General features: G+C 62.7%; 22 protein-coding genes. 13 read left to right on the plus strand and 9 right to left on the minus strand.

Annotated features, from left to right (window positions below; genetic code table 11):
• Positions 1-194: 194 nt before the first annotated feature.
• Positions 195-812, plus strand: a complete 618-nt coding sequence (locus Q4F73_RS05250; RefSeq protein WP_303358304.1) for a DUF4352 domain-containing protein — start codon at positions 195-197, stop codon at positions 810-812.
• On the opposite strand, the gene Q4F73_RS05255 is transcribed toward Q4F73_RS05250, so the two are convergent.
• The 3 genes from Q4F73_RS05255 to purE form a co-directional block, all read right to left on the minus strand.
• The gene (locus Q4F73_RS05255) at positions 790-1,263 is read right to left on the minus strand and encodes a YdcF family protein (RefSeq protein WP_303358325.1); all 474 of its coding nucleotides are present in this window, start codon (positions 1,261-1,263) and stop codon (positions 790-792) included. The two genes, Q4F73_RS05250 and Q4F73_RS05255, sit on opposite strands and share 23 nt — an antisense overlap.
• An 84-nt stretch (positions 1,264-1,347) precedes the next feature.
• Positions 1,348-2,730, minus strand: a complete 1,383-nt coding sequence (locus Q4F73_RS05260; protein WP_303358305.1) for an NAD-dependent succinate-semialdehyde dehydrogenase — start codon at positions 2,728-2,730, stop codon at positions 1,348-1,350.
• Between the two features lie 48 nt (positions 2,731-2,778).
• Positions 2,779-3,279: a 5-(carboxyamino)imidazole ribonucleotide mutase gene (gene purE, locus Q4F73_RS05265; RefSeq protein ID WP_303358306.1), complete on the minus strand. Its 501-nt coding sequence runs from the start codon at positions 3,277-3,279 to the stop codon at positions 2,779-2,781.
• A gap of 228 nt (positions 3,280-3,507) precedes the next feature.
• Here purE and Q4F73_RS05270 point away from each other — a divergent pair, with 228 nt between their 5' ends.
• Positions 3,508-4,140: a 2'-5' RNA ligase family protein gene (locus Q4F73_RS05270; RefSeq protein WP_303358307.1), complete on the plus strand. Its 633-nt coding sequence runs from the start codon at positions 3,508-3,510 to the stop codon at positions 4,138-4,140.
• Here Q4F73_RS05270 and Q4F73_RS05275 read toward each other — a convergent pair.
• A complete protein-coding gene (locus Q4F73_RS05275) occupies positions 4,137-5,780 on the minus strand; it encodes a glycerophosphodiester phosphodiesterase family protein (RefSeq protein ID WP_303358308.1) in 1,644 nt (547 codons plus the stop codon). The two genes, Q4F73_RS05270 and Q4F73_RS05275, sit on opposite strands and share 4 nt — an antisense overlap.
• 475 nt (positions 5,781-6,255) lie before the next feature.
• On the opposite strand from Q4F73_RS05275, the gene Q4F73_RS05280 reads away from it, so the two are divergent.
• From Q4F73_RS05280 to Q4F73_RS05290, 3 genes are all read left to right on the plus strand, one after another.
• Entirely contained in the window at positions 6,256-7,335 is a 1,080-nt protein-coding gene (locus Q4F73_RS05280; RefSeq protein ID WP_303358309.1) for an ABC transporter substrate-binding protein, read from the plus strand.
• A gap of 163 nt (positions 7,336-7,498) precedes the next feature.
• Positions 7,499-9,154 (plus strand): iron ABC transporter permease, encoded by a 1,656-nt coding sequence (locus Q4F73_RS05285; RefSeq protein WP_303358310.1) that lies wholly within the window; start codon positions 7,499-7,501, stop codon positions 9,152-9,154.
• A gap of 12 nt (positions 9,155-9,166) precedes the next feature.
• On the plus strand, positions 9,167-10,315 hold the full coding sequence (locus tag Q4F73_RS05290) for an ABC transporter ATP-binding protein (protein WP_303358311.1): 1,149 nt from the start codon (positions 9,167-9,169) through the stop codon (positions 10,313-10,315).
• Positions 10,316-10,317: 2 nt separating this feature from the next.
• On the opposite strand, the gene Q4F73_RS05295 is transcribed toward Q4F73_RS05290, so the two are convergent.
• A complete protein-coding gene (locus Q4F73_RS05295; RefSeq protein ID WP_303358312.1) occupies positions 10,318-11,337 on the minus strand; it encodes a LacI family DNA-binding transcriptional regulator in 1,020 nt (339 codons plus the stop codon).
• Positions 11,338-11,659: 322 nt separating this feature from the next.
• Here Q4F73_RS05295 and galT point away from each other — a divergent pair, with 322 nt between their 5' ends.
• Positions 11,660-12,790 (plus strand): galactose-1-phosphate uridylyltransferase, encoded by a 1,131-nt coding sequence (gene galT, locus Q4F73_RS05300; RefSeq protein WP_303358313.1) that lies wholly within the window; start codon positions 11,660-11,662, stop codon positions 12,788-12,790.
• Between the two features lie 258 nt (positions 12,791-13,048).
• Here the strand turns inward: galT and Q4F73_RS05305 are convergent, their stop codons facing one another.
• From Q4F73_RS05305 to Q4F73_RS05315, 3 genes are read right to left on the minus strand one after another with little or no spacing between them, the layout of a single operon-like run.
• Positions 13,049-14,266: a 5-(carboxyamino)imidazole ribonucleotide synthase gene (locus Q4F73_RS05305; RefSeq protein WP_303358314.1), complete on the minus strand. Its 1,218-nt coding sequence runs from the start codon at positions 14,264-14,266 to the stop codon at positions 13,049-13,051.
• A 37-nt stretch (positions 14,267-14,303) separates the two neighbouring features.
• A complete protein-coding gene (locus tag Q4F73_RS05310) occupies positions 14,304-14,777 on the minus strand; it encodes a PH domain-containing protein (protein WP_303358315.1) in 474 nt (157 codons plus the stop codon).
• A gap of 25 nt (positions 14,778-14,802) precedes the next feature.
• Positions 14,803-15,573 carry a biotin--[acetyl-CoA-carboxylase] ligase gene (locus Q4F73_RS05315; protein WP_303358316.1) on the minus strand — a complete coding sequence of 257 codons (771 nt, stop codon included), beginning with the start codon at positions 15,571-15,573 and terminating at the stop codon, positions 14,803-14,805.
• A 154-nt stretch (positions 15,574-15,727) separates the two neighbouring features.
• Here Q4F73_RS05315 and Q4F73_RS05320 point away from each other — a divergent pair, with 154 nt between their 5' ends.
• From Q4F73_RS05320 to Q4F73_RS05345, 6 genes are all read left to right on the plus strand, one after another.
• The gene (locus tag Q4F73_RS05320) at positions 15,728-17,359 is read left to right on the plus strand and encodes an acyl-CoA carboxylase subunit beta (protein WP_303358317.1); all 1,632 of its coding nucleotides are present in this window, start codon (positions 15,728-15,730) and stop codon (positions 17,357-17,359) included.
• A gap of 99 nt (positions 17,360-17,458) precedes the next feature.
• Positions 17,459-18,610 carry an AAA family ATPase gene (locus tag Q4F73_RS05325; protein WP_303358318.1) on the plus strand — a complete coding sequence of 384 codons (1,152 nt, stop codon included), beginning with the start codon at positions 17,459-17,461 and terminating at the stop codon, positions 18,608-18,610.
• A gap of 4 nt (positions 18,611-18,614) precedes the next feature.
• Entirely contained in the window at positions 18,615-19,202 is a 588-nt protein-coding gene (locus Q4F73_RS05330; protein ID WP_303358319.1) for a hypothetical protein, read from the plus strand.
• A gap of 44 nt (positions 19,203-19,246) precedes the next feature.
• Positions 19,247-20,785, plus strand: coding sequence for an acyl-CoA carboxylase subunit beta (locus tag Q4F73_RS05335; RefSeq protein WP_303358320.1), 1,539 nt, complete (start codon positions 19,247-19,249; stop codon positions 20,783-20,785).
• Between the two features lie 10 nt (positions 20,786-20,795).
• The gene (locus Q4F73_RS05340) at positions 20,796-21,014 is read left to right on the plus strand and encodes an acyl-CoA carboxylase subunit epsilon (protein WP_303358321.1); all 219 of its coding nucleotides are present in this window, start codon (positions 20,796-20,798) and stop codon (positions 21,012-21,014) included.
• Positions 21,014-21,601, plus strand: a complete 588-nt coding sequence (locus tag Q4F73_RS05345) for a nucleoside triphosphate pyrophosphatase (RefSeq protein WP_303358322.1) — start codon at positions 21,014-21,016, stop codon at positions 21,599-21,601. Before Q4F73_RS05340 ends, Q4F73_RS05345 begins: the two co-directional genes overlap by 1 nt.
• Here Q4F73_RS05345 and Q4F73_RS05350 read toward each other — a convergent pair.
• Positions 21,598-23,694, minus strand: coding sequence for an acyltransferase family protein (locus tag Q4F73_RS05350; protein WP_303358323.1), 2,097 nt, complete (start codon positions 23,692-23,694; stop codon positions 21,598-21,600). The two genes, Q4F73_RS05345 and Q4F73_RS05350, sit on opposite strands and share 4 nt — an antisense overlap.
• 77 nt (positions 23,695-23,771) lie before the next feature.
• Here Q4F73_RS05350 and Q4F73_RS05355 point away from each other — a divergent pair, with 77 nt between their 5' ends.
• Complete coding sequence (locus Q4F73_RS05355; RefSeq protein ID WP_303358324.1) at positions 23,772-24,188, plus strand: DUF3151 domain-containing protein; 417 nt, start codon at positions 23,772-23,774, stop codon at positions 24,186-24,188.
• Positions 24,189-24,199 lie beyond the last annotated feature (11 nt).

Raw genomic sequence — 24,199 nt, forward strand, 5'->3', positions numbered from 1 at the left:
CTGCACAACGCCTGTTCGCGTTCTGACTAGACGTAATCTCTTGCAGAGGGGCTTCCCCTTCCCCACGAACCCGTGCAGTTTATGCCGCAGATCGAACACATGCACCACAGGTATAGGCCTCATGTCCGGGGCCACCGATAGCTTCTGAAGCGTCACCAATTCGGGTGGCCCCAGCCGCAAGGAGCCTTCAGGACATGAGCACCCCACACAGTTTCGACCAGAACCAGTTCCCCCAAGGGCAGCCCTTCCAGGTCGCGCCGGTCGAGCAGCCGAAGAAAAAGAAGAAGTGGCCGTGGATCGTCGGCATCGTCGGTGCTCTCGTCGTCTTCGGCGCTGCCTCCGGTGGTGACTCAGACGACACCACGACTGACACGGTTGAGGCTGTCGGGGTGGCCGATCCGGTTGCGGTGGAGGCGGAGGCAGAGGCAGACGCCCCCGCGGAGCAGCCGACCGACCTGCAGATCGGTGAGACCACCGAGCTCGGTGGCATGCAGGTGACCGTGAACAGCGCCCGTTTCGCCACCGACTTCTTCGGTAACACCTACGTCTGCGTCGACACCTCCCTGACCAACAACAGCGACAAGCAGAAGTCCTTCGCCCCCTACGACTTCGAGCTGGAAAAGCCCAACGGAGTCGTCGCCGATCCCGCAATCCACGGCTTGGACGTGAATACCCTGGAGTATGCCGAGCTCAACCCCGGCGGCACCACCGACGGAACCGTCTGCTTCGACGGTGCGGACCCGGGAGAGTACAAGGTCAACTACGAGGGCGGACTTTTCGACATGCCCGTCAGCTGGAACGTGACGCTCTAGCCAGTAGCCTCCGCCACCCGATCCGCAGGGCCGAGTGAGGCAGGGCCAGACACTCCCGCAGCGCCGCGACCAGCAGGTCGCGACGCTGCGTCCTGGCTCCCACCACGCGCACGGGGATGCCCAGGTGCCAGGCCCACAGCCGCGTGCGCGGGACGTGGAAATCGGAGGTGACCACCGTCCAGCGCTCCACACCGGGGATGAGAGCATGGGCCAGCTCGAGGTTCTCGTTGGTGGAGCGGGCGTACGGTTCCTGCACCACCAGCTCGGGATCGACGCCGTGTTCCACCAGCCACCGCGCCATGGCGGCAGCCTCGCCGTCGCCGGAGACGACGACCTGGACGGGGTCTGCGGAGGCGTCGATAAGAGCGGCGGCCGCGCGCAGCCGGTCGACGAGAATCCGGCTCGGGTACCCGTGCAGCGTGCGGGCGCCGAGGACGAGAAGGGGCATCAGGCTCCTAGAGGAAACGCTCCGCGGAAGCGCGGAATGGATGACCCCCTCAATCCTATGTGTCGGACTGCCATCCAGGCCCTCGAACTAGGGTGCCTCGTTCACCTCGTAGAGGTGCTCGTTGGCGAATTCGTCCACGCCCCACTGGCCCAGCTCACGTCCGTACCCGGAACGACCGATGCCGCCGAAGGGCTGGCCCGGTGCGCCACCTCCGGCCGCGTTGATCCAGGTCATGCCGGCCTGCATCCGGGAGGCGACATCCCGCGCGAGGTCCAGGTCAGCGGAGTAGACGTAGCTGCCGAGCCCGTAGTCGGTGTCGTTGGCGATGGCCACCGCCTCCTCCACATCACCCGCGCGGTACAGCAGGGCGACGGGGCCGAAGATCTCGTTGCGGCCGATGTCGGCGGTGGGGTCGACGTCGATAAGCAGCGCAGGCTCCATGTACGCACCGTCCCGGTCGATGGCGCGGCCGCCGACGACGACCTTTGCGGCACCGTTGGCCTCCGCGTCCGCGATGCGTTCGACGATCTCGTCGCGGGCGCTTATCGACGACAGCGGTCCCACCTTCGCCTCTTCCTCGTCCCACGGCCCGACCCTGAGGCCGCCGATCTTGTCGGTGAGGTACTCCAGTGCGCGCTCATAGAACTCGTCGAGGACGATGAGCCGCTTCGGCGCGGTGCAGGACTGGCCGGCATTCGACATGCGCGCCCCGACGTAGCGGCGCAACACCTGGTCCAGGTTGTGGTCGTCGAGGACGAGGAAGGGGTCGTTGCCGCCGAGCTCCAGCAGGGATTTCTTGTGGTGCTCGCCGGCAGTCTTCGCCACGGCGGACCCGGCGTCCTCCGAGCCGGTCAGCGACACGGCAGCCACGCGCTTATCCGCCACGAAGGCATCCATTTGCGATCCGGAGGCGTAGATGTTCTGGAACACGCCGTCCGGCAGGCCGGCGTCGACAAGAATGTCCTGGCAGGCCTGCGAGGACAGCGGGCACAGCGAGGCGTGCTTGAGCACCAGCGCGTTGCCCACCAGAAGGTTCGGAGCGGCCCAGCGGGCCACCTGGTAGTAGGGGTAGTTCCACGGCATGATGCCCAGGACCGTGCCGAGGGGATCCCGGCGCACGAAGGTCCGCAGGGATCCGTCTGCGGGTAGCTCCCGGTCGGCCAGCACTTCGTGGGCGTGGTCGGCGTACCACTCGTAGATGTCGGCGACCGTACCCAGCTCCCCCACCGCCTGACGGCGTAGCTTGCCCATCTCGCGGCCGATGATCGCCGCCAGCTCGTCCGTGCGTTCGCGGTAGATCTCCGCGGTGCGCCGCAGAATCTGCGCGCGCTCCTCGATGCTGGTGGTGCGCCACTCCTTCTGTGCCTTCGAGGCGCGGTCGAGGATGGCGTCCCGGTCAGAGTCGTCGATGCGGGTGAACGACTCCTCGGTCTGCCCGGTGCTGGGGTTCTCCACTGCAAAAGTAGTCATGCCCCCTGCATACCTGTGAGGCAGGGGGCACGGCAACGAGCGGTGGGACTAACCCTCGAGCAGCTTCTTCCGCAGGCGCTCGTCCTTGGCCTCCACCTCGGCGGCCATCTGCTTCTGGTAGTCGGCCATCTTCTCGGTCAGGACCGGGTCCCCGGCACCGAGGATCCGCACCGCCAGCAGGCCGGCGTTCTTCGCGCCGCCGATGGAGACGGTGGCCACCGGGACGCCCGCGGGCATCTGCACGATGGACAGCAGGGAATCCATGCCGTCGAGATCGGCCAGGGCACGCGGCACGCCGATGACCGGCAGCGGGGTGGCCGCGGCGACCATGCCCGGCAGGTGGGCGGCGCCGCCGGCGCAGGCGATGATGGCCTTCAGGCCACGCTCGTGGGCGGACTGTGCATACTTGAGCATGCGTTCCGGGGTGCGGTGCGCGGACAGGACACCCACCTCGAAGGGCACGCCGAACTCGGCGAGCGCCTCCGCGGCGGGGGCGACGGTGGGCCAGTCCGAATCCGAGCCCATGATGATGCCGACGAGTGGGGACATGTTTTCTCCTTTTCGAGTGTGGCTACCAGCCTGATTGTGTCAGAGTTGCCGACCTCGACGGTGTCAGCCAATCGGCGGCGGTCCTTTCGCGTCCTATTTCGCTCGTCGATAAGGACCTGAATCTACACCAGACTCCGTTCACATTTTCGGCCCATCAGCGCGCTAACCATTGGGCAACCGGTTGCTTACTTCCTGATTTCAGCGTCGCTTGAGACTACACTTCGTCACATGAGAAGGTTCTTTGGCCATCCGACGACCGAGTGGCCCTCCACGAGCCCTCGCCTGCACATCTACATTGATGCATCACCCCTCAGCGCGAATCCGCAAGTTTCAGCAGCCCTCTCCGCGTTGACCCCACTGCCTTGGCTTGGCGTCCAACCCCCCAGGGCCCTCCACGCAACTGTGCACCAGCTCACCGAGCACACCGACGATGTTGACGATGAATGGTACGCCGAAGTCGATTCGCGGTTGCGAGGAGTAGCTGCCGCGTCTGCCCCGTTTTCCCTCACCTTCACCCCTCCGCAGGTTGGTGAGTTTGCCGTTACCGTTGATGATCCGAAATCCGGCGCGTTCGATGAACTTCTGGGAGCCTGCCGAAACGTGATCTCATCCGTATCAAGCACGCGGACCATTCCAGCTGCTCCCCCGCACGGGCACGTCAGCCTCGCCTACACAATTTCAGACGGATCCCGTTCACGAACAGCACAAGCGCTAGAGGCTGCTATAGGGACGTCGCACAACTCGTCGTTGCCGGTAGAGGAATTCCATCTGGTTGGTGTCACCCAAGACAGAAAGAACGGATGGTTCCTGTGGGAACCCATCCGTACTTTCCGACTCACCGGAGGTTCGACGAATAACTAAAGGGAGGAACCGCTCGACATTCCCGAACTCACACTCGACGTGGGATCCGATTCCCCAGGATCAGTGTCCTGTCCTTCAGATACAAGGTCAAACTGAATAAAGTCAGCCGCCTGGTAGCTCGATTCAGGCCCGAACTCAATTCGGAACCTATGCTCTCCAGCGTCAAGAAGGCGATAACCAACTGGGAACATCTCCATCAGCCGATGCTCTGACGTTGCCGGAGACAAAGGAATCGGATCACCGTATTCCTGATCCCCAAAAGCAATCCTTACGGAGCCGGCTCGAATCGGCGCGGCCCTGAGAGACACCAGGTATTCACCGGCTTCCGGCAGATCAACTGACCATTCGTACCAGTCACCCGCCCGAAGATAGCGCAGCCCCTCAATGCCATCCCATGTGCACTGTTGGTCTTCGATGGCGCCAGGCAGCCGATCGTCACCGCTGCAGGCCCCGCCACCGGGCGCATTATAGTAGTCGACACCGTTTTCCCCAGGAAGAAAGCTCTCGGCCTCAACTCGGTGAGACCCACCAGCAGGTTGACGGAGGTAGGAGGCCCCGACATCTTCGGCCTCGTGCCGATCCCGCCAGTAGGTGGCAAGCTCAACGTTGTCAGTCTGGATAATATCGGCGCCCTTGGCCACCAGTTCCGGGAAACTGCCGAGTCCGGTCATGAGACCTTCCTCGGTCAACCCGTTCTTATTGATCGTTCCTCCACCGGAATAGTTCGCATTAAACGAGTTCATCCACACTCGGATTCCCTGTTCCTTGAATGCACTTATCATTTCCGGCTGCACAAACGGAGCACTATGCTCCCAGAACACAAGCTCCACTGCTGCCACGGGAATATTGCGGTCGAGAATCGCCTGCGCATCTGCAGAATTATCGAACCCAGTTTTCGTCTCAATAATATGCACGTACTTTGCATCAGGATGCGCCTGGAGAAATGCTTCAGCCTCATCTAGGTCTGTGCCCTTAAACAGTCCGTAGTCGACCATGCCCCGCTGCTCGAGATGCGCGTAGATCTCTTCCCGGATAGGCCACCCCTTATCCATGTTGATCATTGCGCGCCCTTCGACAACATCGAGGGCTTGGTCGAAGGTCGCAACTGAAACTCCGGAGTCCGGTGTAGTGCCCTTGTCGCCAAATCCCTCCCTGGCGTTCAACTGGAGAAACTGCTCCAACGTCATCGCATCCACGCGATCATCGCCGCCCGTTGTCGTGCGGGCCACCGTTTCATCGTGGTTGAGTACCACATGGCCGTCAGCAGTAATCTGAGTGTCCACCTCCACTATGTCCACACCCTTCGAGATGGCATGTTCAATCGCCGGAATAGTGTTGGACGGAAACGAACGAGTATCACCACGGTGAGCGGCAAACAACAACGGGGCTTCTTCACCTGTCCGGGAGAACTTGGAAGCCACCTCGCCGTACGTTGTCGAGGCCGAGTGCTGCTGGTACGACACGGTCGGCCACTCCCCCCGGGGTGCAAGGTCACCGCGCGGAGTATCCGGCGCACTGACCACACCCCCATCTTCGTCGTCAACGGGTTGAGGAAACGCTGGTGATGGAATGGCCAAAGAACTGATCAGGGTGAGAATCGCAGCGCTTGCTGCAATTCTGCTGGGGCGATAAGTGGACATACTTCCTCCAGAGAATGGGAATTCATGCCGGGAACGGGGGGCTACTACACAGTGCAAGGCAAACGTTCCCACAGTTCTTACTTCCCAGCAACCGCTAGCCGCCGACGATGCCCGGCCCGCCCCAAAGTGAAGCTCGCCCAAATCCCCTCCCCACACCTCCAGAACTGCACAAACTCGCGTTCTACGACCTGGTCCAGAATTTACGCGGCATGCCGGCAGGCCTTCGGCCCGGTCCAGGTCGGCCCCAACCCTCCCCCAAAGCGGGGGTTCGCCAGTGAACTGAGCAATCGATTTTCTGGCGCGTTTTTCCAGTTCAGTGGCCGCAATTAGAAAGTGGAAACTAGAAGTTGCCGGTAATTTAACCCTCTGTTCACATGAGCATGAAACCGTTTGCCCGAGACGTTCTCCATGGACGTCACTGATCGGCGTCCGTCGATCCACCCGGTAGTTACATGCCCTTACTTGAAGGTTGTACATGATGAAGTTCTCATTCGGATCGGCGGCAGCTGTCGCCGCAACAGCATTGGTTCTCACTTCTTGTGGAGCCCCCGAAGATTCTGCCACGAACAACGGTTCCAACAACGGCGCGTCAGCAGCGTCCGGCACCGGCACTCTGAACATTGCCTGCTCACAGCAGGAGATCTTCTGCCAGAAGATGTCGCAGGCGTTCGAGGACGAAACCGGTATCGAGACTACCTACGTCCGGCTGGGAGCTGGCGAGGTCATCGCCCGGCTCAAGACAAATCAGGGCGAGTTCGACGTCTGGTCCGGAGGTCAGGCTGAAAACCACCTTGTAGCCCATGAAGACGGCAACATCGAGCCGTACATTTCCGACAACGCCGCGGCGCTCCCTGCGGAGTACAACGACGAAGAGGGGCTCTGGACTGGCTTCTACACCGATTCCATCGGATTCTGTTCCAACCAGGACGAACTCGATCGGCTCGGGGTGGACGCCCCCACCTCGTGGGACGATCTCTTGAAGCCTGAATTCGCCGGCCAGATCTCCATGCCTCACCCTGCCACTGCCGGTGTCGGGTACATGATCATTTACACCCTCCACCAGCTGTATGGCGGTGATGACGCAAAGGTCCTCGAGTACCTGTCCAACCTCGATAACAATGTGGTGCAATACTCCAAGTCTGCAGCAACCGGTACCCAGATGGCTGGCCGCGGTGAGGCCGCGGTTGGTATCGCACTAGATTCGGACTGTGTCATGGCACAGGAAGAGGGATTCTCCAACTTGGAGTACACCTATCCAGAGGAGGGCACCGGCTACGAGGTCGGCGCAGTGTCTCTGCTCAAGGGAGCCCCGAACACAGAGGAAGCCCAACGGTACTTCGACTGGATTGTTAGTGCGGAAGCTCAGAACCTGTACCCCGAGGTTCCCACCTACGCCGCACCAACCCACCCTGACGCCGTACTTGGGGAGGGCATTCCGGACCAGAACAAGGTCAACAAGGTCGACTGGGACGTGGCTGATGCCGCAGCCCGAAAGGCCGATCTGAACGGCTTGTTCGAGTCCCGCATTGCTTCCAGCGAGGAAGCTGCCGAGTAGTCAGCTTCCTCCAACACGGTCAGTCTCGTACCACCGGGACTTCTGCTAGGAGCTAAACATGAGTTTGATGACAACCCCCGGCACACCGGCAGGAGTCCCGTCCGTACCTGCAGCACCGCCACCGCAATCGGGATCTAGAACCCGTCGCTTTTCGGGTGACCCCGTGGTCTGGATCCTCACTGCGGTCATCCTTACCGTTCTCTTTTTCATCATCGGTTTACCAGTCACCCAGATCTTTTTCCAAGGCACTTCTGGGCGCGGCCTAGAAGCTCTCATCCAGGCCGTTTCGCCCGGGAGTACACATTTCCAGGCGCTCTTGAACACGATGCTGCTTGGCACGCTGGTGGGAATAGTCGGAACGATCTTCGGTTTTTCCCTGGCGCTTGCCCAGGTTCGACTCGACTTCGCCGGCAAGAAAGCAATGCACCTGCTCGCTCTCTTGCCTCTGATTTCACCACCGTTCGCAGTTGCTACAGCGGTCATCACATTGTTCGGCAGGCGAGGGATCATCACATACAACCTGTTTGGGCTGGAGGTTGACATCTACGGACTGCCCGGTTTGGTTCTTGTCCTCGCGATGAGCTTCACCCCTGTGGCATACATGAACTTCGTCGGAATGATCAGGAACCTTGACCCGTCTCTGGAGGAGGCAGCTTCCTCCCTGGGCGCCAATCCGCTGAAGACGATGTCTAGGGTCATTCTCCCCATGCTTTTGCCCGGGTTTGCCGCATCGTTCCTGCTGCTGTTCGTAGAATCAATCGCTGATCTCGCCAACCCATTGGTCCTCGGTGGAGACTTTCAGGTGCTGGCAAGTCAGATCTACTTTGCGGTAGCAGGTGACGGCGACATTGCCCGAGCGGCCGGTATCGCCATAGTTCTCCTCCTGCCTTCAATTCTTGTCTTCCTCGTCCAACGATATTGGGTGTCTCGGAAGTCTGTTATCTCCGTAACCGGTAAACCGGCAGGGAAACCTCGGCCGCTGACTAATCCGTGGCTGAAATACCCGATCCTTTTGTTCGCGCTCTTCTGGGCGCTCATGATCGCTTTGATTTACCTGACCATCGTTATTGGGGGATTGACTCAGATCCTCGGTGTGAATAACAGGCTCACTTTCGATCATTACCGGTTTGTGTATCGACTTGGATCAGAGGCGATCGTTACGACTACCTGGATGACATTGATCGCTGCACCCATCGCCGCGCTTCTCGGTGTCCTCATTGCATGGCTCGTTGTACGTCGAATTCGACGATTCGCCGGTGTCCTGGACTTTATTGGAATGTTGGGCATGGCTATCCCCGGCACTGTGCTCGGCCTCGGATTCGCTCTTGCCTTCTCTAGCCCGACATGGCTCTTCGGATACCAGGTCCTACCGCCTCTCGCTGCAGGCACCGCAATCGGCGGCGGTGCAATCGCGATCATCATGGTGTATGTAGCTCGCGGAATTCCCGCGGGGCAACAATCCACCATTGCCGCCCTTCGACAAATCAACCCTGCATTAGAGGAAGCCGCCACATCCTTGGGAGCTGACCCGGTGACGTCGATGCGAAAAGTCACCCTTCCCTTGGTTGTCCCCTCGATCATCACGGCGCTTACGTACGCCATCACCAGGTCGATGACCGTGATCACTGCAATCATCTTCATCGTGACCCCCCAGACAAAGGTCATGACGGCTCAGATTCTCGATGAAGTCGATGCCGGCAGGTTCGGCAACGCATTCGCCTACTGCACCCTGCTAATCGTGATTGTCCTCATCATTTTGGGCATCACGGAGATCATCACCCGGTACATCAACCGCAACAGCAACCTGCGCACTGACTAGGAGGGCCTCACCTTGAACAACTCTAAGAACTTCACTCCCGCTTCCTTGGTTTTGCGCAATGTAGTCAAACAGTATCCTTCTGCAGATGGACCTGTTACCGCAGTTCGTGACTTCAATTTGAACATCGATCCCGGGGAGTTCGTCACATTTCTCGGCCCATCGGGTTGTGGTAAGACAACCACCCTTCGCATGGTGGCGGGATTTGAGGACATCACCCAGGGCGACATCCTGCTCGATGGTGAGCGCATCAATGACGTCGCTCCCCACAAACGGCCCATGTCGATGGTCTTTCAGTCTTATGCCCTATTCCCTCATCTCAGCGTGCGGGACAACGTCGCGTTCGGGCTGAAGCTCAAGGGAATGAAGGCTCCTGAAGTCGACGAAGCAGTCAATTCCGCCATGGATTCCATGAATATTCTTCAGTACGCGGAACGCGCGCCACACGAGCTTTCCGGAGGCCAGCAGCAGCGTGTCGCACTGGCAAGGGCAGTAGTCATGCGTCCCCAAGTCCTACTGTTTGACGAGCCTCTCTCCAACCTCGACGCCAAGCTGCGCGGAAAAATGCGTACCGAGATTCGCCGCTTGCAGCAAGAACTTGGGATTACCTCGATCTTCGTGACGCACGACCAGGAGGAGGCGATGAGCATGTCCGACCGCATCGTCGTCATGTCGGCTGGTGCGGTGGAGCAGGTGGGAACCCCGATCGAAATCTATCGGCAACCTGTTTCGGCATTCGTTGCAGACTTTATTGGCACTGCCAACATTGTGGATGTCAACGTCGACGACGTCTGCTCGAGCGAAGGAGACAATGACCGTTCAGCCCGTGTTCGGCTGGAGGGGATCTCATTCAGCGCCGTCGGATCACCCGGAATGTCGACCAACGAAGCTAGAGCTTCGTTGGTGCTACGCCCAGAGGACTTCAAGGTGACTACCAGTCCTTCGGACTCAGAGCACATTGTAGAAACCCCTGGGACGATCTCTGCAGCGCAATTCTTCGGTGATCACATTCGCTATGAGGTAGACACCCCATGGGGTCTCCTGCACGTCCGAGTATCCGGTAATGCCAAGCTCCACCATGTCGGTGAGGAGGTGTTTGTCGGTTTCCTTCCGGAGGACTCTTGGCTCGTTCCCATTGACACCGCTGCGCGCGAAAGCACTTAACTCTACTGCTTGACAAGCGTCCGCCCGGGCAGCAGCGTTCCACAGAAGAGCTCTCTGATAGCCCGGGCGGGCTCTTCTTTCATGATGTCCTGAATGACCTCCATCGCACGCCGCGCAACTTCTTCAACTGGCAACCTGACAGTTGTCAGACCAATGAGATCGATGCCTTCACTCATGCCGTCCCACGATGCCAACCCGAGATCCTCGGGTACTCTGATCCCCCGATCCCTAAGTCTTCTCATCACGTCTATCGCGACTCTGTCGAAAGGAACGACCAGAGCTTTATGCCCGGACAAGCTGAGAATTCCGTTCAGGTCTTCGTCGGAAAGCAACGTGTACTCCACCGGCCATTCCACGACTTCGACCCCATGACGTCGTAGTTGATCGGCACAGGCGAGCGTCCGCGCGGCACCTCCATGAGAATAGTCCCGGCTGAGAGTCACAACTACGGCCTTTTGGTAGCCCAAACTGTGAACACGGTCGGCAATCATCTGTCCGTGCAACAGTTCGTCAAAGGCGAGGTTATGAAGCTCCGGCTTGACCTCCGGGCGACCGATCACCAGTGTCGGAGTTCCCTCAGTGATCTCAACGAGTTCCTCGCTGGGAATCGTTCCGCTGGCCACCATGATGGCGCCAACCCTGAGCCCGACGAAATCCCGTATCACCTCAAGCTCTCGCCTCCGGGCATCCGGAGAAACCACCGTCATGGACATCAGTTGCTGGTTCGACTGGTAAGCCTCTTGTTGCAAAGTGCGGTGCAGAGTCCCGTATACCGGATTATGGGCATCTCGTAAAAGGAGCCCGATGATATGTGAGTTATCCGCTCGAAGGTAGCGCGCCGCAGTATTGGCCGTATAACCGACTTCCTTGGCAGCCCGCCGGATTTTGATTTTCGTGTCTTCGGAGTAATGCCCCTTGCCGGACAGAACTCTGGAAACAGTTGACTTCGATACTCCCGCAGCATCCGCAACGTCGATAATCGTGACCCTGCGGCCCGCTGGTCGGGACTTTTCCGAGGACATACGGTACTCCAAGTGTTGCTTTGGCCAGAGGGACTGTGTTTTCCCACTTTAACCCGCCCAACGGCGGCAACCTCTGGTCAGGCGGGAAGCATTGAAAGAAAATCGTTCCCTCTACATCTTGCCAACACTAACCCTATCGATCCGATTCTCACAACAAACACCGAACCTAACCCGTGATCCCACCCGTCCCCCGCAAATCCCTGCAGCAAACCCCCGTCGGCCCGCATGCGGCCAGAATGGGAACGGTTGCCTAAAGTGCCAGGATTCCTTAGAGTTGGAGAAAGCACGCAGCTCCCCTCCTCTTCCCAGGACCCGATGCCTCATGCAGTCACACCCCTACAAAGTCACCACCACTTATCTTGCAGACGGTCGAGAATTGCTCTACTTCGACGACACAGAGCCCTACCTCACCGGCGGCGCCCTTCGAAAACTCAAAGATGATCGCCAACTTTCCGCAACCTCGAACTTTTCCGAAATGCGGAAAGATCCCCTGTCCGGCAAATGGGTTGTTTATGCAGCTCACCGGATGCAGCGAACATTCATGCCACCGGCTAACGAGAACCCTCTGGCGCCCACTGTCCCCGGGCAACTTCCGACAGAGATCCCGGCTGACGATTACGACATCGCAGTTTTCGAGAATCGCTTCCCCTCATTCTCACTGAATGCCGCCCTGGACGACTCCACGTTAAACCTTCCCACTTCGGCACCAGCCGTACCCCGACTCCCCGCGCAGGCACGGTGTGAGGTCGTCTGCTTCACTTCCGACGCCACGAAGAGTTTTCGCGATTTGACTCCCCACCGAGTGCGAACGGTCATTGAGGTGTGGGCACATCGTACTGAAGCACTGAGCAAGATCGACGGTGTGGAGTCCGTCTATCCTTTCGAAAACCGGGGTGTGGAAATCGGGGTAACTCTGCAGCACCCCCACGGGCAGATTTACAGCTACCCGTTCATTCCACCGCAATTGGAATCAATGATTGAACAGTGCCGAGGGTATTTCGCATGGCACGGCCGAGACCTGTTTGACGACCTTCTCAGGGCGGAACATGAGTTGGAGGTGCGCATCGTGACCCGGGGAACTCACTTCACAACCCTCGTTCCGCCAGCCGCCAAGTGGCCACTTGAGGTGATGATCATCCCGCATAGAAAGGTTCGGGATTTCACCGACCTCAGCAACGAAGAGAAGGACGAACTGGCGGTCCTGTACCTCGATCTCCTTCAGCGGGTGGATCAGTTCTACCCTGGAGTGGATAAAACTCCATACATTGCCGCGTGGAACCAAACACCTGCGAACGTGGCATCTCACGAGATGCGGTTCCACCTGAACCTATTCAGCCTCATGAGGGCACCACACCGAATGAAGTACCTGGCTGGTTCAGAGTCGGGAATGGGGGTGTGGATCAACGACACCACGCCGGAGCGTATCGCAGCGAGACTCCGAGAGGTGTCGTAACAGCGAGCCCGTTGATCCCGGGACTGCAAATCTGTATACCCAGCCATGTGAGTTCGTTGTGCGCAGCACTCCCCAGACATCGCGTCGTCGGGGGGACGATCCAGGCAACCTACCGAAGACGTCATCCTAGAGCAGGCCACACACCCGTTACGACGGCATACTGTCTAGCAGAATTGCAGTGCACGCTGCAGCTGACCTTTCGAGCCTGCCCAAGGCTCGTCAGCTCCTCATCTCCCGTGCTCGAGTTTGGTACTCCTTCTAAGCGATGAAGCCGTCAGCCCAGCGGGCGTTGACGAGGTAGTCGGCGGCCAGGCGCGCTTCGCGACGCACCCGCTCGAGATCCTCACCCGCCAGGTTCACGTGGCCGATCTTGCGCCCGGCTCGGTAGGTCTTGCCGTACATGTGGATCTTGACCTCCGGGAAACGCGCATGGACGTCCAGCATGCGCTGCGCCATGGGAGTCTCGGGATCCGTGTCCCCGCCGAGGACGTTGGCCATGACGGTGACCGGGGCGGTCTGCCGCACCGAGCCGAGCGGCCAGTCGAGGACGGCGCGCAGGTGCTGCTCGAACTGGCTGGTCACACACCCGTCCTGGGTCCAGTGGCCGGTGTTGTGCGGGCGCATGGCCAGCTCGTTGACGGCGATGGTGGGCTGGCCGTTCTCGTCGAGGTACTCGAAGAGCTCCACGGCGAGGGCGCCGGTGACGCCGAGTTCCTCGGCCACGGTGACGGCCAGGCGCTGGGCGCGTTCCGCCAGCTCCGGGGACAGGTCCGGGGCGGGGGCAACGGCCTCGGTGCAGATACCGTTCGTCTGCACCGATTCCACGACCGGCCACGGCACGACCTCACCGGCGGGCCGGCGGGCGACCATGGCGGACAGTTCACGGACCAGCGCCACCTTCTTTTCCGCCATGAGGGGGGTGCCGGCGTCGAGAAGCTCCTGGGTGAGTGAGTCGAGCTCCTCCGGCCGCGGGAACCACACGCCGTGGCCGTCGTAGCCGCCGCGGCGGGCCTTGAGGCAGACGGCGCCGTCGACGGCGGCGGAGAAGCCGCGGGCGTCCTCGACGGATTCAATGGCGGCGAACGGGGGGACGGGCGCACCGATCTCGCGCAGTTTCTTGCGCATGACCAGCTTGTCCTGGGCGTTGACCAGGGCATCGGGTCCCGGCTGGACATTGACGCCCTCGGACATCAGCTGATGCAGGTGCTCGGTGGGGACGTGCTCATGGTCGAACGTCACGGCGCTGGCTCCGTGAGCCGCCAGGCGCAGATCGTCCAGGTCGGTGTAGTCGCCGATCACGACGTCCGCCGCCACCTGGGCGGCCGAGGAGTCCGGAGCCCCGGCCAGCAGACGGATCGACTGGCCGAGCTCGATCGCCTCGGTCTGCATCATGCGGGCCAGCTGACCGTCACCGATGACGGTGACGACCGGCATGCCGGGGACGTGGGCGTTCTGGTTACCTGCGGGTTCAGTCACGGCCTCAACTATAGTCAGCGGGCCGTCCATGCCGGAACTACCAGTATCGTACCGGCGCCGGGGGCAGGGATTCCTCGATCATGGCCGTCACCTTTTTCGCGCGCGGCACGTCAGGGAAATACAGCGGCCGCTCGTACCCCACGATGGCCAGGTAAATCCCATTGCGGCGGCGCGACACGGAACGGATGTCCCGGAAGGGAATGGAGTCGGTGCGGGCGCGGAACTCCCCGGCGCGGACCACCAGGCGCTGATCCGTGACCACGAAGCGGCGGCGCCGGGACTTCAGCAGTGGCCAGAAAAAACGCCAGAAGGCCAGCACCAGCCAGAACACCACCACGGCATTGCGCAGTTGCGGATCCACCATCGACCCCGGCTGGTCGAGCCACCCGATGAGCATCCAGCTCAGGCCGGTGACCAGGATCAGTTCCAGGGCGGGGAAGGTCAACGAGTGCAGCGGCGACGTCAGGTCGGCGCGCACCACTTCTCCCTGAACCGGTCGGAACAATCCCATGGCTGGGGATCCTACCCGGGGCCGCCTAGTAGGAGGTATCTGTGCGCCGCAGGTGGGTGACGTCGCCGGCGGCGATGAGATGGCGCTCACTGTCCCGCGTGAGCAGGTCGATGCGCCCATCGGGGGCAACGTCGGTGACCTCGCCGAGAAGATCTCCCGTGGCGGTCTCGACCCGCACGGCCTTGCCGATGGTGATGCACTCCGCGCGGTAGTCATCCATGAGGCTGCGGTCGCCGCGCGACCACTGCTGCAGTCGCCGGTGCAGAGCCGCGAGCACCTCCACCGTCATCTCTTCTGCACTCACGGACACGCCCTCCAGCGCCAGGGAGGTGGCGTGGGGCACGGGCAGCTGCTCCCGGGTCAGTGAGACGTTGACGCCCAGGCCGACGACCACGCGTGGGTCCTCGGGGAATCCGGCGGCCTCGGCGAGGATGCCGCACAGCTTGCGCCCCTCCCACAGGACGTCGTTGGGCCACTTCAGTTCCGGCCCCTCCGCCGCCCCGGAGACCACCCGCACGGCATCGAGCACCGCCAGGCCCGCAGCCAGCGGGATGGTGCCCAGGCGATCCAGTTCCGCGGAACTCGGCCGCAGCAGCACGGACATGATGGACTGCGTGCCGGGCGGGGAGGCCCAGGGGCGTCCCAGCCGACCGCGCCCGGCGGACTGCTCACCGGCCACGAGGGCGGTGTAGGCGGGGGCGGTGGTGTCAGCGAGCAGGTCGGCGTTGGTGGATCCGGTGGAGTCCACCCGGCGGACAGCGGCGTACTGAGGCAGGCGGGAGGCGAGGGAAGTCACGCTGCCCACCCTATCCCGCGTCACACGCGTCACTTCCGACACGCCGAAGTTTTGCCGAAAAAACAACTGTCACCTGCACAAACCTCTTAAGTGACGCGCATCACACCGCTTTCGTTGTGGAAACCAACGCAAAAGAGGTCTACACTCCCCAAACATGACCATTTCCTCACCTTTGACGGATCTGTCCGAGCTGACCGACGTCACCACCACCGCCGGCAAGATCGCCGACCTGAAGCGTCGCCGTGCCGAGGCCACCTACCCGATGGGTGAGAAGGCCGTCGAGCGCGTGCACTCCCAGGAGCGCCTCACCGCGCGTGAGCGACTCGACTACCTCCTCGACGAGGGCTCCTTCGTCGAGACCGACATGCTGGCCAAGCACCGCACCAATGATTTCGGCATGGGCAAGAAGCGCCCGACCACCGACGGCATCGTCACCGGCTGGGGCACCATCGACGGCCGTGAGGTATGCATCTTCTCCCAGGACGGCACCGTCTTCGGTGGCGCCCTCGGTGAGGTGTACGGCGAGAAGATGATCAAGATCATGGATCTTGCCGTCACCACCGGCCGTCCGCTCATCGGCCTTTACGAGGGCGCCGGCGCCCGCATCCAGGACGGCGCAGTCTCCCTGGACCAGATCGCCCGCACCTTCTACCAGAACATCCACGCCTCCGGCGTCGTGCCGCAGATCTCCGTGATCATGGGCGCTTGCGCCGGCGGCAACGCCTACTCCCCGGCACTGACCGACTTCGTCGTCATGGTCGACAAGACCTCCAAGATGTTCGTCACCGGCCCCGACGTCATCAAGACCGTCACCGGTGAGGAGATCACCCAGGAGGAACTGGGCGGCGCCTCCACCCACATGTCCACCGCCGGCAACTCCCACTTCACCGCGAAGACCGACGAAGAGGCCCTCGACTGGGTCCACGACCTGGTGGGCTTCCTGCCGTCGAACAACCGCACCGTGGCCCCGTACGAGGAGTTCACCGCCGACGAGGGTTCCGTCGGTGACAACCTCACCGCCGACGATCTCAAGCTCGACGGCATCATCCCGGACTCCCCCACCCAGCCCTACGACGTCCGCGAGGTCATCGAGTGCCTCACCGACGACGGTGAGTACCTGGAGATCCAGGCCGAGCGCGCCGAAAACGTCGTCATCGCCTTCGGCCGCATCGAGGGCCAGTCCGTCGGTTTCGTCGCCAACCAGCCCTCCGTCTACGCCGGCTGCCTCGACATCGACTCCTCCGAGAAGGCCGCCCGCTTCATCCGCACCTGCGACGCCTTCAACATCCCCATCGTCCTGCTTGTCGACGTCCCCGGCTTCCTGCCCGGCGCCGGCCAGGAGTACGGCGGCATCCTGCGCCGCGGTGCAAAGCTGCTCTACGCCTACGGCGAGGCCACCGTCCCGAAGATCACCGTCACCATGCGTAAGGCCTACGGCGGTGCATACTGCGTCATGGGTTCCAAGGGCCTGGGCGCCGACGTCAACCTGGCGTGGCCGACCGCGCAGATCGCCGTCATGGGCGCGGCCGGTGCCGTGGGCTTCATCTACCGCAAGGAGCTCAAGGAGGCCGAGGCCAAGGGTCTCGACGTGGTCGAGCTGTTCAAGTCCTTCGAGCGCGAGTACGAGGACCACATGCTCAACCCGTACAAGGCCGCCGAGCGCGGGCTCATCGACGCCGTCATCCTCCCCTCGGAGACCCGCGGCATGATCGCCCGTAACCTGCGTCTGTACAAGGACAAGAACGTCTCCCGTCCGGCCCGCAAGCACGGCAACATCCCGCTGTAAACCGGCTGACGAAAGCAAGCTCGGAGCCCAGTTCCCCGGCTACACTAGCGGTGGAACTGGGCTTTTCGTGTCCATCCGTCTCGTTCCGAAGGAGTCACCTTGAAAATCACGTCGCTGTCCACGGACAACTGGCGCAATTTTCGTTCGCTTGATTTCCCGGTCGAGGATCGACTGATCGTGGTCGGCCCCAACGCCTCCGGCAAGTCCAACTTCCTGGATCTGTTCCGATTTTTGGGAGACATCGCCGCCGACGGCGGAGGCCTGGCTGCTGCAGTGGATAGCCGAGGCGGGATGTCCAAGGTGAAAAGTCTGTTCAGCCGAAACAATGCTGAGGGGAAGTTGCGGATCAAGGTATCGCTTCTCGACGGTGACGTTTCCTGGGACTACGAGCTGTCGGTGAAGAGTGAACCCCGTGGGCACCATCGACCCCTGGTTGATTCAGAGAAGGTGACCCGCAACGGGGAGGTCATCCTTCATCGGCCGGACGAGAACGATCGCCAGGACCCTGAACTGCTCACGCAAACTCACCTGGAACAGATTTTCACCAACAAGTCCTTTCGCGGAATCGCGGAGCACTTCAGATCGATCCGCTACTTTCACCTCTCGCCTCAGGCCATCCGCGAGACGTCCCCCGGTGCTCACAGCAATGAACCTTACGGCAGTGGTCTACTCAGCTCCATCAATTCCACATCGGCGAGAACCCGCTCCAAGTGGCTGTCGACGATTCAGCAGGTTCTCCAATCTGCTGTGCCGCAGTTCGAATCACTCACTCTCGAGGTCGATGAATCGGGTCAACCTCACCTGGTTGCCGGTTACCGAAACTGGCGTCAAAGCCCAGCGCTCCAGCGGGAAACGGAGTTCTCGGATGGCACTCTTCGGCTCATTGGCCTGCTGTGGGCAGTGATTTCTTCCCGCACGTCCGGAGGTCTCCTCCTGCTTGAGGAACCCGAGCTGTCCCTCAATGCGGCTATCGTGAGGTCCCTGCCGACCATGCTCGCCTCCGCTCAGCGGGGAAACGACCTCCAGGTGTTCATGTCCACCCATTCTCCTGACCTGCTGGACGACGAAGGTGTCCATCCCTCCGAGATTCTCGTCCTCACCGTAGGCAATAACGGAACCGAGGGCGCCCTGTTGTCCGAGATCAGTCAGGCGCAGCCTCAACTCACGGTGGGACTTCCCCGCGCCGACATTGTGTCCGGCCTCATCGACCCGAATGATCTTTCCACCGTGCCCCAGACGTTAGCGGGGTAGAGCAATGGTCATCAACGCTGTGGTGGAAGGTGCCTCAGATCTTGGCGTAGCTCATGCTCTCATCATTGCGTCAGGGCACGAGGTCGGTGCGGGCTATGCGAAGCGTGGCAAGTCCCGTTTGGACCCGGACATTGCCAAGTACGCCCGCGCTGCTCGCTACGAGCACGGTCGAGCGTGGTTGGTTCTGCGCGACTCGGACGGCGCCTGCCCTGTACAGCTTCGCCGTTCACTGTTGAGTTCCTTCAGCGAGCCTGCACCCGAGAGCTTCCTGCTCCGAATCGTGCACACAATGTCCGAAGGCTGGTTTCTCGGGGACCCGGATGGGGTCGCCGCGTATTTTCGTGTCCCCCGGGCGAAGCTCCCCGTCGCACCCGAAGATGTTGAAGATCCGAAGCGGTTTCTTTTGCAATTGAGCCTCCAACATTCACCGCGTGCCTTCCAGAAACAGTTCGTGCGCGAAGACGTCTCCCCCGGTCCGGAGTTCACAACGCTGATCAACGATTTCGCCCGCCATCACTGGGACATTGTCGGTGCCGCGAAGAAGGTGCCGAGCCTTCAACGCGCACTCGACCGACTCCAGCTCCTGCACTAGACTCATTTCAGTTCCATGACGGGACCGACATAGACTTGGACACCATGACAACCACCTCCCCTGATCTCACCACCACCGCCGGAAGGCTCGCCGACCTGCGCGCCCGCCTGGCGGAGGCCGAGGCCCCGGTGGGGACCGACGCTGTCGAGGCCACCCACGCCTCCGGCCGCGCCACGGCCCGTGAGCGCGTCCTGGCGCTGCTCGACGAATCCTCCTTCGTGGAGACCGATGCCCTCGCGCGCCACCGTTCCACCCAGTTCGGGCTCGACGCGCAGCGCCCGCTCACCGACGGTGTCGTCACCGGCTACGGCACCATCAACGGCCGCAAGGTGTGCGTGTTCTCCCAGGATGCGACCGTCTTCGACGGCTCGTTGGGTGAGGTCTACGGCGAGAAGATCATCAAGGTCTATGACCTGGCCATCAAGACGGGTGTCCCGATCATCGGCATCCACGAGGGCGCCGGGGCGCGTGTCGCCGAAGGCATCGTCACCCTGTCGATGTACTCGAAGATCCTGGCGCGCACCACCACGGCCTCGGGGCTCATCCCGCAGATCGCCGTCGTCGCCGGCCACACCGCCGGGCTGCACGGCCTGGCCCCGGTCTTCGCCGATGTCGTCGTCATGGTCGAGGACGCCTCCCTGCACCTGGCCGCGGCCGACGTCGTGGAAAAGGTCACCGGCCAGGCGGCCACCCCGGATTCCCTGGGGTCGGCCACCGTGCACGGCACCACCTCCGGCACCGCCCACCTGAGCGCGCCGACGGATCTCGACGCTATCGGCCTGGTCCAGGACGTCGTGTCCCACCTGCCGGCGAACAACCGCGCCGAGGCCCCGCGCCCGGAGACCGAGACCTCCCTGGAGATCACCGACACCGACCGGGAGCTCGATTCCTTTATTCCGGACGCCGACGCCCACGTCTACGATGTCCGCGATGTGGTGCGTCGGGTCGTCGATAATGGCGAACTCCTGGAACTGCAGGCCGACTACGCCGCCAACATCGTCACCGCCTTCGCCCGCGTCGAAGGCCGCGCGGTGGGCGTGGTGGCCAACCAGCCCGGCGTGCTGGCCGGTTGCCTCGATGCGGCGGCCGCGGAAAAGGCCGCCCGTTTCATCCGCACCTGTGACGCCTTCAACCTGCCGGTCGTCGAGTTCGTCGACTCCCCCGGTTTCCTCCCCTCCCAGGAGGAGGAGCACTCCGGGGTCCTGCGCCGGGGTGCCAAGCTGGCTTACGCCTACGCCGAAGCCAGCGTCGGCAAGATCACCGTCATCATCCGCAAGGCCGTCGGCCCGTCCTACGTGCTCATGGGCTCGAAGGATCTGGGCGCGGACCTCGTCTTCGCGTGGCCGACCGCAGAGATCGCCGTCACGGAGGCCCCGGCCGCCGTGGAGGCACTCGACGGGAAGATCGACGAGCAGGCCTACGCCGACAACCACATCAACCCGTACCTGGCCGCTGAGCGCAGCCTGGTCGACGCGGTCATCGAGCCGTCCACCACCCGTCCGCAGCTCATCGAGGGTCTGCGTCTGCTCGACCGCAAGGTCATCCAGACCCCGCCGAAGAAGCACGGAAACATCCCCCTCTAAGGAGCGACACGTGACCACCACCCTCACCGACAAGCCGCTGTTCCGCGTACTCAAGGGCAACCCGGACGCCACCGAGCTCGCCGCCCTGACCGCCGTGCTCACCGCCCTGGCCAAGAAGCGCCCGGCAGAAGAATCCGGCGAGCGCAACATGTGGGGCCGTCCCGAGGACCGCCTGCAGCGCACCACCCTCTACAACCCGAACGCGTTCCGCAACGTCACCTTCTACTGATGCGGATCGTTCTCGCCTCATCCTCGCCCTCGCGCCGGATGATCCTTAACAACGCCGGGGTCGATCCGGTGATCTGCCCGGCGGATGTGGACGAGGACGCCCTGCTGGCCGCCCACGAGGGCAGCCCGGCCGAGGCTGTCGCGGCCCTGGCTCGGGCCAAGGCCCGTGCCGTCGCCACGCAGTTCCCCGACGATGTCGTCATCGGCGGCGACTCCATGCTGCTTATCGACGACCACCTCCAGGGCAAACCTCACACCCCCGAAGAAACCGTGCGCCGCTGGCACCAGCAGGCCGGTAAGGTCGCGCAGCTGCTCACCGGCCACTGCCTCATCCACCGGGGTCAGGAACACGTCGAGACCTCGACCACGACCATCCACTTCGCGCAGGCCTCCGACGTCGACATCGAGGCCTACGCCGCCTCGGGCGAGCCCTGGCAGTGCGCCGGGGCCTTCACCCTGGAGGCTCTGGGCGGCTGGTTCATCGACCGGATCGAGGGGGATCCGTCGTCGGTCATCGGCCTGAGCCTGCCCGTGGTCCGTCGCGCCCTCTACGACTTCGGGCTCGACGCCAGTCAGTTCTGGCGCTAGAGAAACTCCTCGATCTCACGCCACAGCAACGGCGCGAGGGTCTCACCGAAGGCGTTGGAGAAGTGGTTGCCGTCGCGGTAGACGTAGACGTTGCCGATGACCCCGGGACAGGTCTCACCGGGGCAGAACCAGTCGGCGGTGTCCACCGCCTTCATGTCCGGGCGGGCGTTGAGATAGGCCGCCGACGGATCCACCGGCGCGTAGGCCTCCTCCCGGAGCATGCCGCATCCGTGGACGTCGCCAGTCTCGGCCACGCACCAGGAGACCATGAAACCTGAGCCGTCCGATTCGAGGAACCACGGGTTGTCCCGCAGCCCCACGAAGGGGATGTTGCGGTCCTCGAGGAACTCCCACAACGTGAGGTAGCTGCGCGGCACCTCGTCGATGAAGCGGGCGAGTTCCAGCAGCGGGCGGGTGGAGTTGGAGATGACCAGATCGGGGCGGACCTCGTCCAGCCGCTCGGCGACCTGCTGGTTGAAGATCTGGCATTCCTCGGAGAAGACGCCGTCGCGTTCCACCACGAAGGCGGGGCAGGACTGCCGCACCAGGGGAACCACGCGGAATCCGTGCTCCCGGCCGAGCATGTCCAGGGGGGTCACCCACTGTTCGGCATGGGAGCCCCCGATGAGATACACCTCGGTTGAACCCGCGGGGTCGCCGAACACACAGTGGTCCTCCCCGCCGTTGTCCACGGGAAGCACGGACGGGTCATCCCCGAACACCGACATGCACCCGTTGGCCCACGCGGGTGGATACAGCTCCTGCAGCATGAACGCGTCCGGCTGGTACTCCGGGACCACCGGCACCCGCTCCCCCAGCAGGGCGCGGGCCCCGGGGTAGAGGCGGGCGTCGAGACGCTCTTCTCCGAACGTGTCGATCCGCGCCTGCCACGACGACGGAACCGTCAACAGCACGGCGACCACCGCGGCGACGGCCACGGCCCCGACCGCCCGCAGGCGCGGCGCCATCCGGTACCGCAGTCCGATCCGGGCCTCCGCGACCCGGTCCTCCCCCGCGAGCGGGCGCTTGGCATGCTGGCGCAACGGCAGTTCGACGAAACGGTGGGTGAGATCGGCCAGCACCAACGAGACCGCGACCACCCCGACACCGAGCAGGACGCTCGGCGTCTCCTGGCTGAGGTACGCGGTGGAGATGATGAGCAGCGGCCAGTGCCACAGATACAACGGGTAGGCGATGTCACCCAGCCACCGCATGGAGCGGCCCGCCAGCGCCGTCGACAGTCGGCTGTGTCCGCCGCCGAGGATGATGAGCACCGCACCACCGATCGGATAGAGCGCCGCCGGGCCCGGGAACTGCAGGGCACCGTCGAAGATGAGACCCGCCGTCAGGACCATCGTCAGACCGATCCACGTCACCACGGCGCGCAGCCACGGCGGCAGCTGCAGCTTGCGGCCATGCAGGGCGAGCAGACCGCCGAGGGTGAGCTGCCACATCCGGGACCACGTGGAGTAGTAGTTGTACTGCTGGTCGACCTGCTGTGACCACATCGCGTACCCGAAGGACGCCACGGTGACCAGCACGAGCAACGGGGTCACCACCCGGCGCAGGTCCAGTCCGGCCCGACGGGCCCAGATGATGATCATCGCCAGGGCGATGGCCATGAGGTAGAACTGTCCCTGAATCGCCATGGACCACAGGTGCTGCAATGGGCTGACCAGGGCGGACGCCGCGTCATAGGAGGCGGCCTGCGCGGCCAGCTCCCAGTTCTGGAAGTAACCCAGGCTGGCGAGGAACTGCCACGCCAGATCCATCTGCTGGCGCTCCGGGGTCAGCAAGCGGATGGCCAGCGCGGTGGAGCCGAGCACGAGCACCAGGGCCGGGAACAGGCGCCTTATGGTGCGCCAGATCGGCCACCAGGGACTCGGCGCCGCATCATCCCGGGAGGCGTAGCGCAGCTGGGAGCCGAGGAAGAAATATCCCGACAGCAGCAGGAAGACGTCCACGCCGCCGGACACCCGTCCGACGAAGATGTGGAAAAGGACGACGAAGGCGATGGCGATGCCGCGCAGGCCGTCCAGATCGTAACGGTAGGAGACGCTTCTGGGGAGCGCGTCGGTCTTCTCCGCGTTCACTTCCGTCGCTACGCCCCGCACAAGTCCTCTTTTCGGCCCGATGATCGGATATCAGACTACCGCTAGGCTTGGGAGACATGAAACTCAATGACATGCTCGCGCCGCCTCCGGTGACCCTCCCGGCTGACCCGGCCGGTGATTCCGACCCGGCCGCCGCCGACACCGCCTTCGCCCACCCCGACAGCCCGCTGGTGTGGGCCACCCGCGCGGAGGCCGCCCTCCAGGCGGCGGCGTCGGACGACGACAAGCTCACCGCCTACGCCTGCGCACGTACCGCCTACCACCGTTCCCTCGACCGGCTGCGCGCCAACGGATGGAAGGGCTGGGGCCCGGTTCCCTACTCCCATGAGCCCAACCAGCCCGTCCTGCGCGCCATCGCGGCACTCGCCCGCGCAGCGGCACTCATCGGCGAGGACAACGAGTACGACCGTTGCCGGCAGATGCTCTCCGACGCCGATCCGGACTCCGTGTCCCGGCTCCTCGACGGGAAGTAGCGTCGGCTGGC

It is taken from the genome of Corynebacterium sp. (genome assembly GCF_030535495.1).
Taxonomy (GTDB): domain Bacteria; phylum Actinomycetota; class Actinomycetes; order Mycobacteriales; family Mycobacteriaceae; genus Corynebacterium.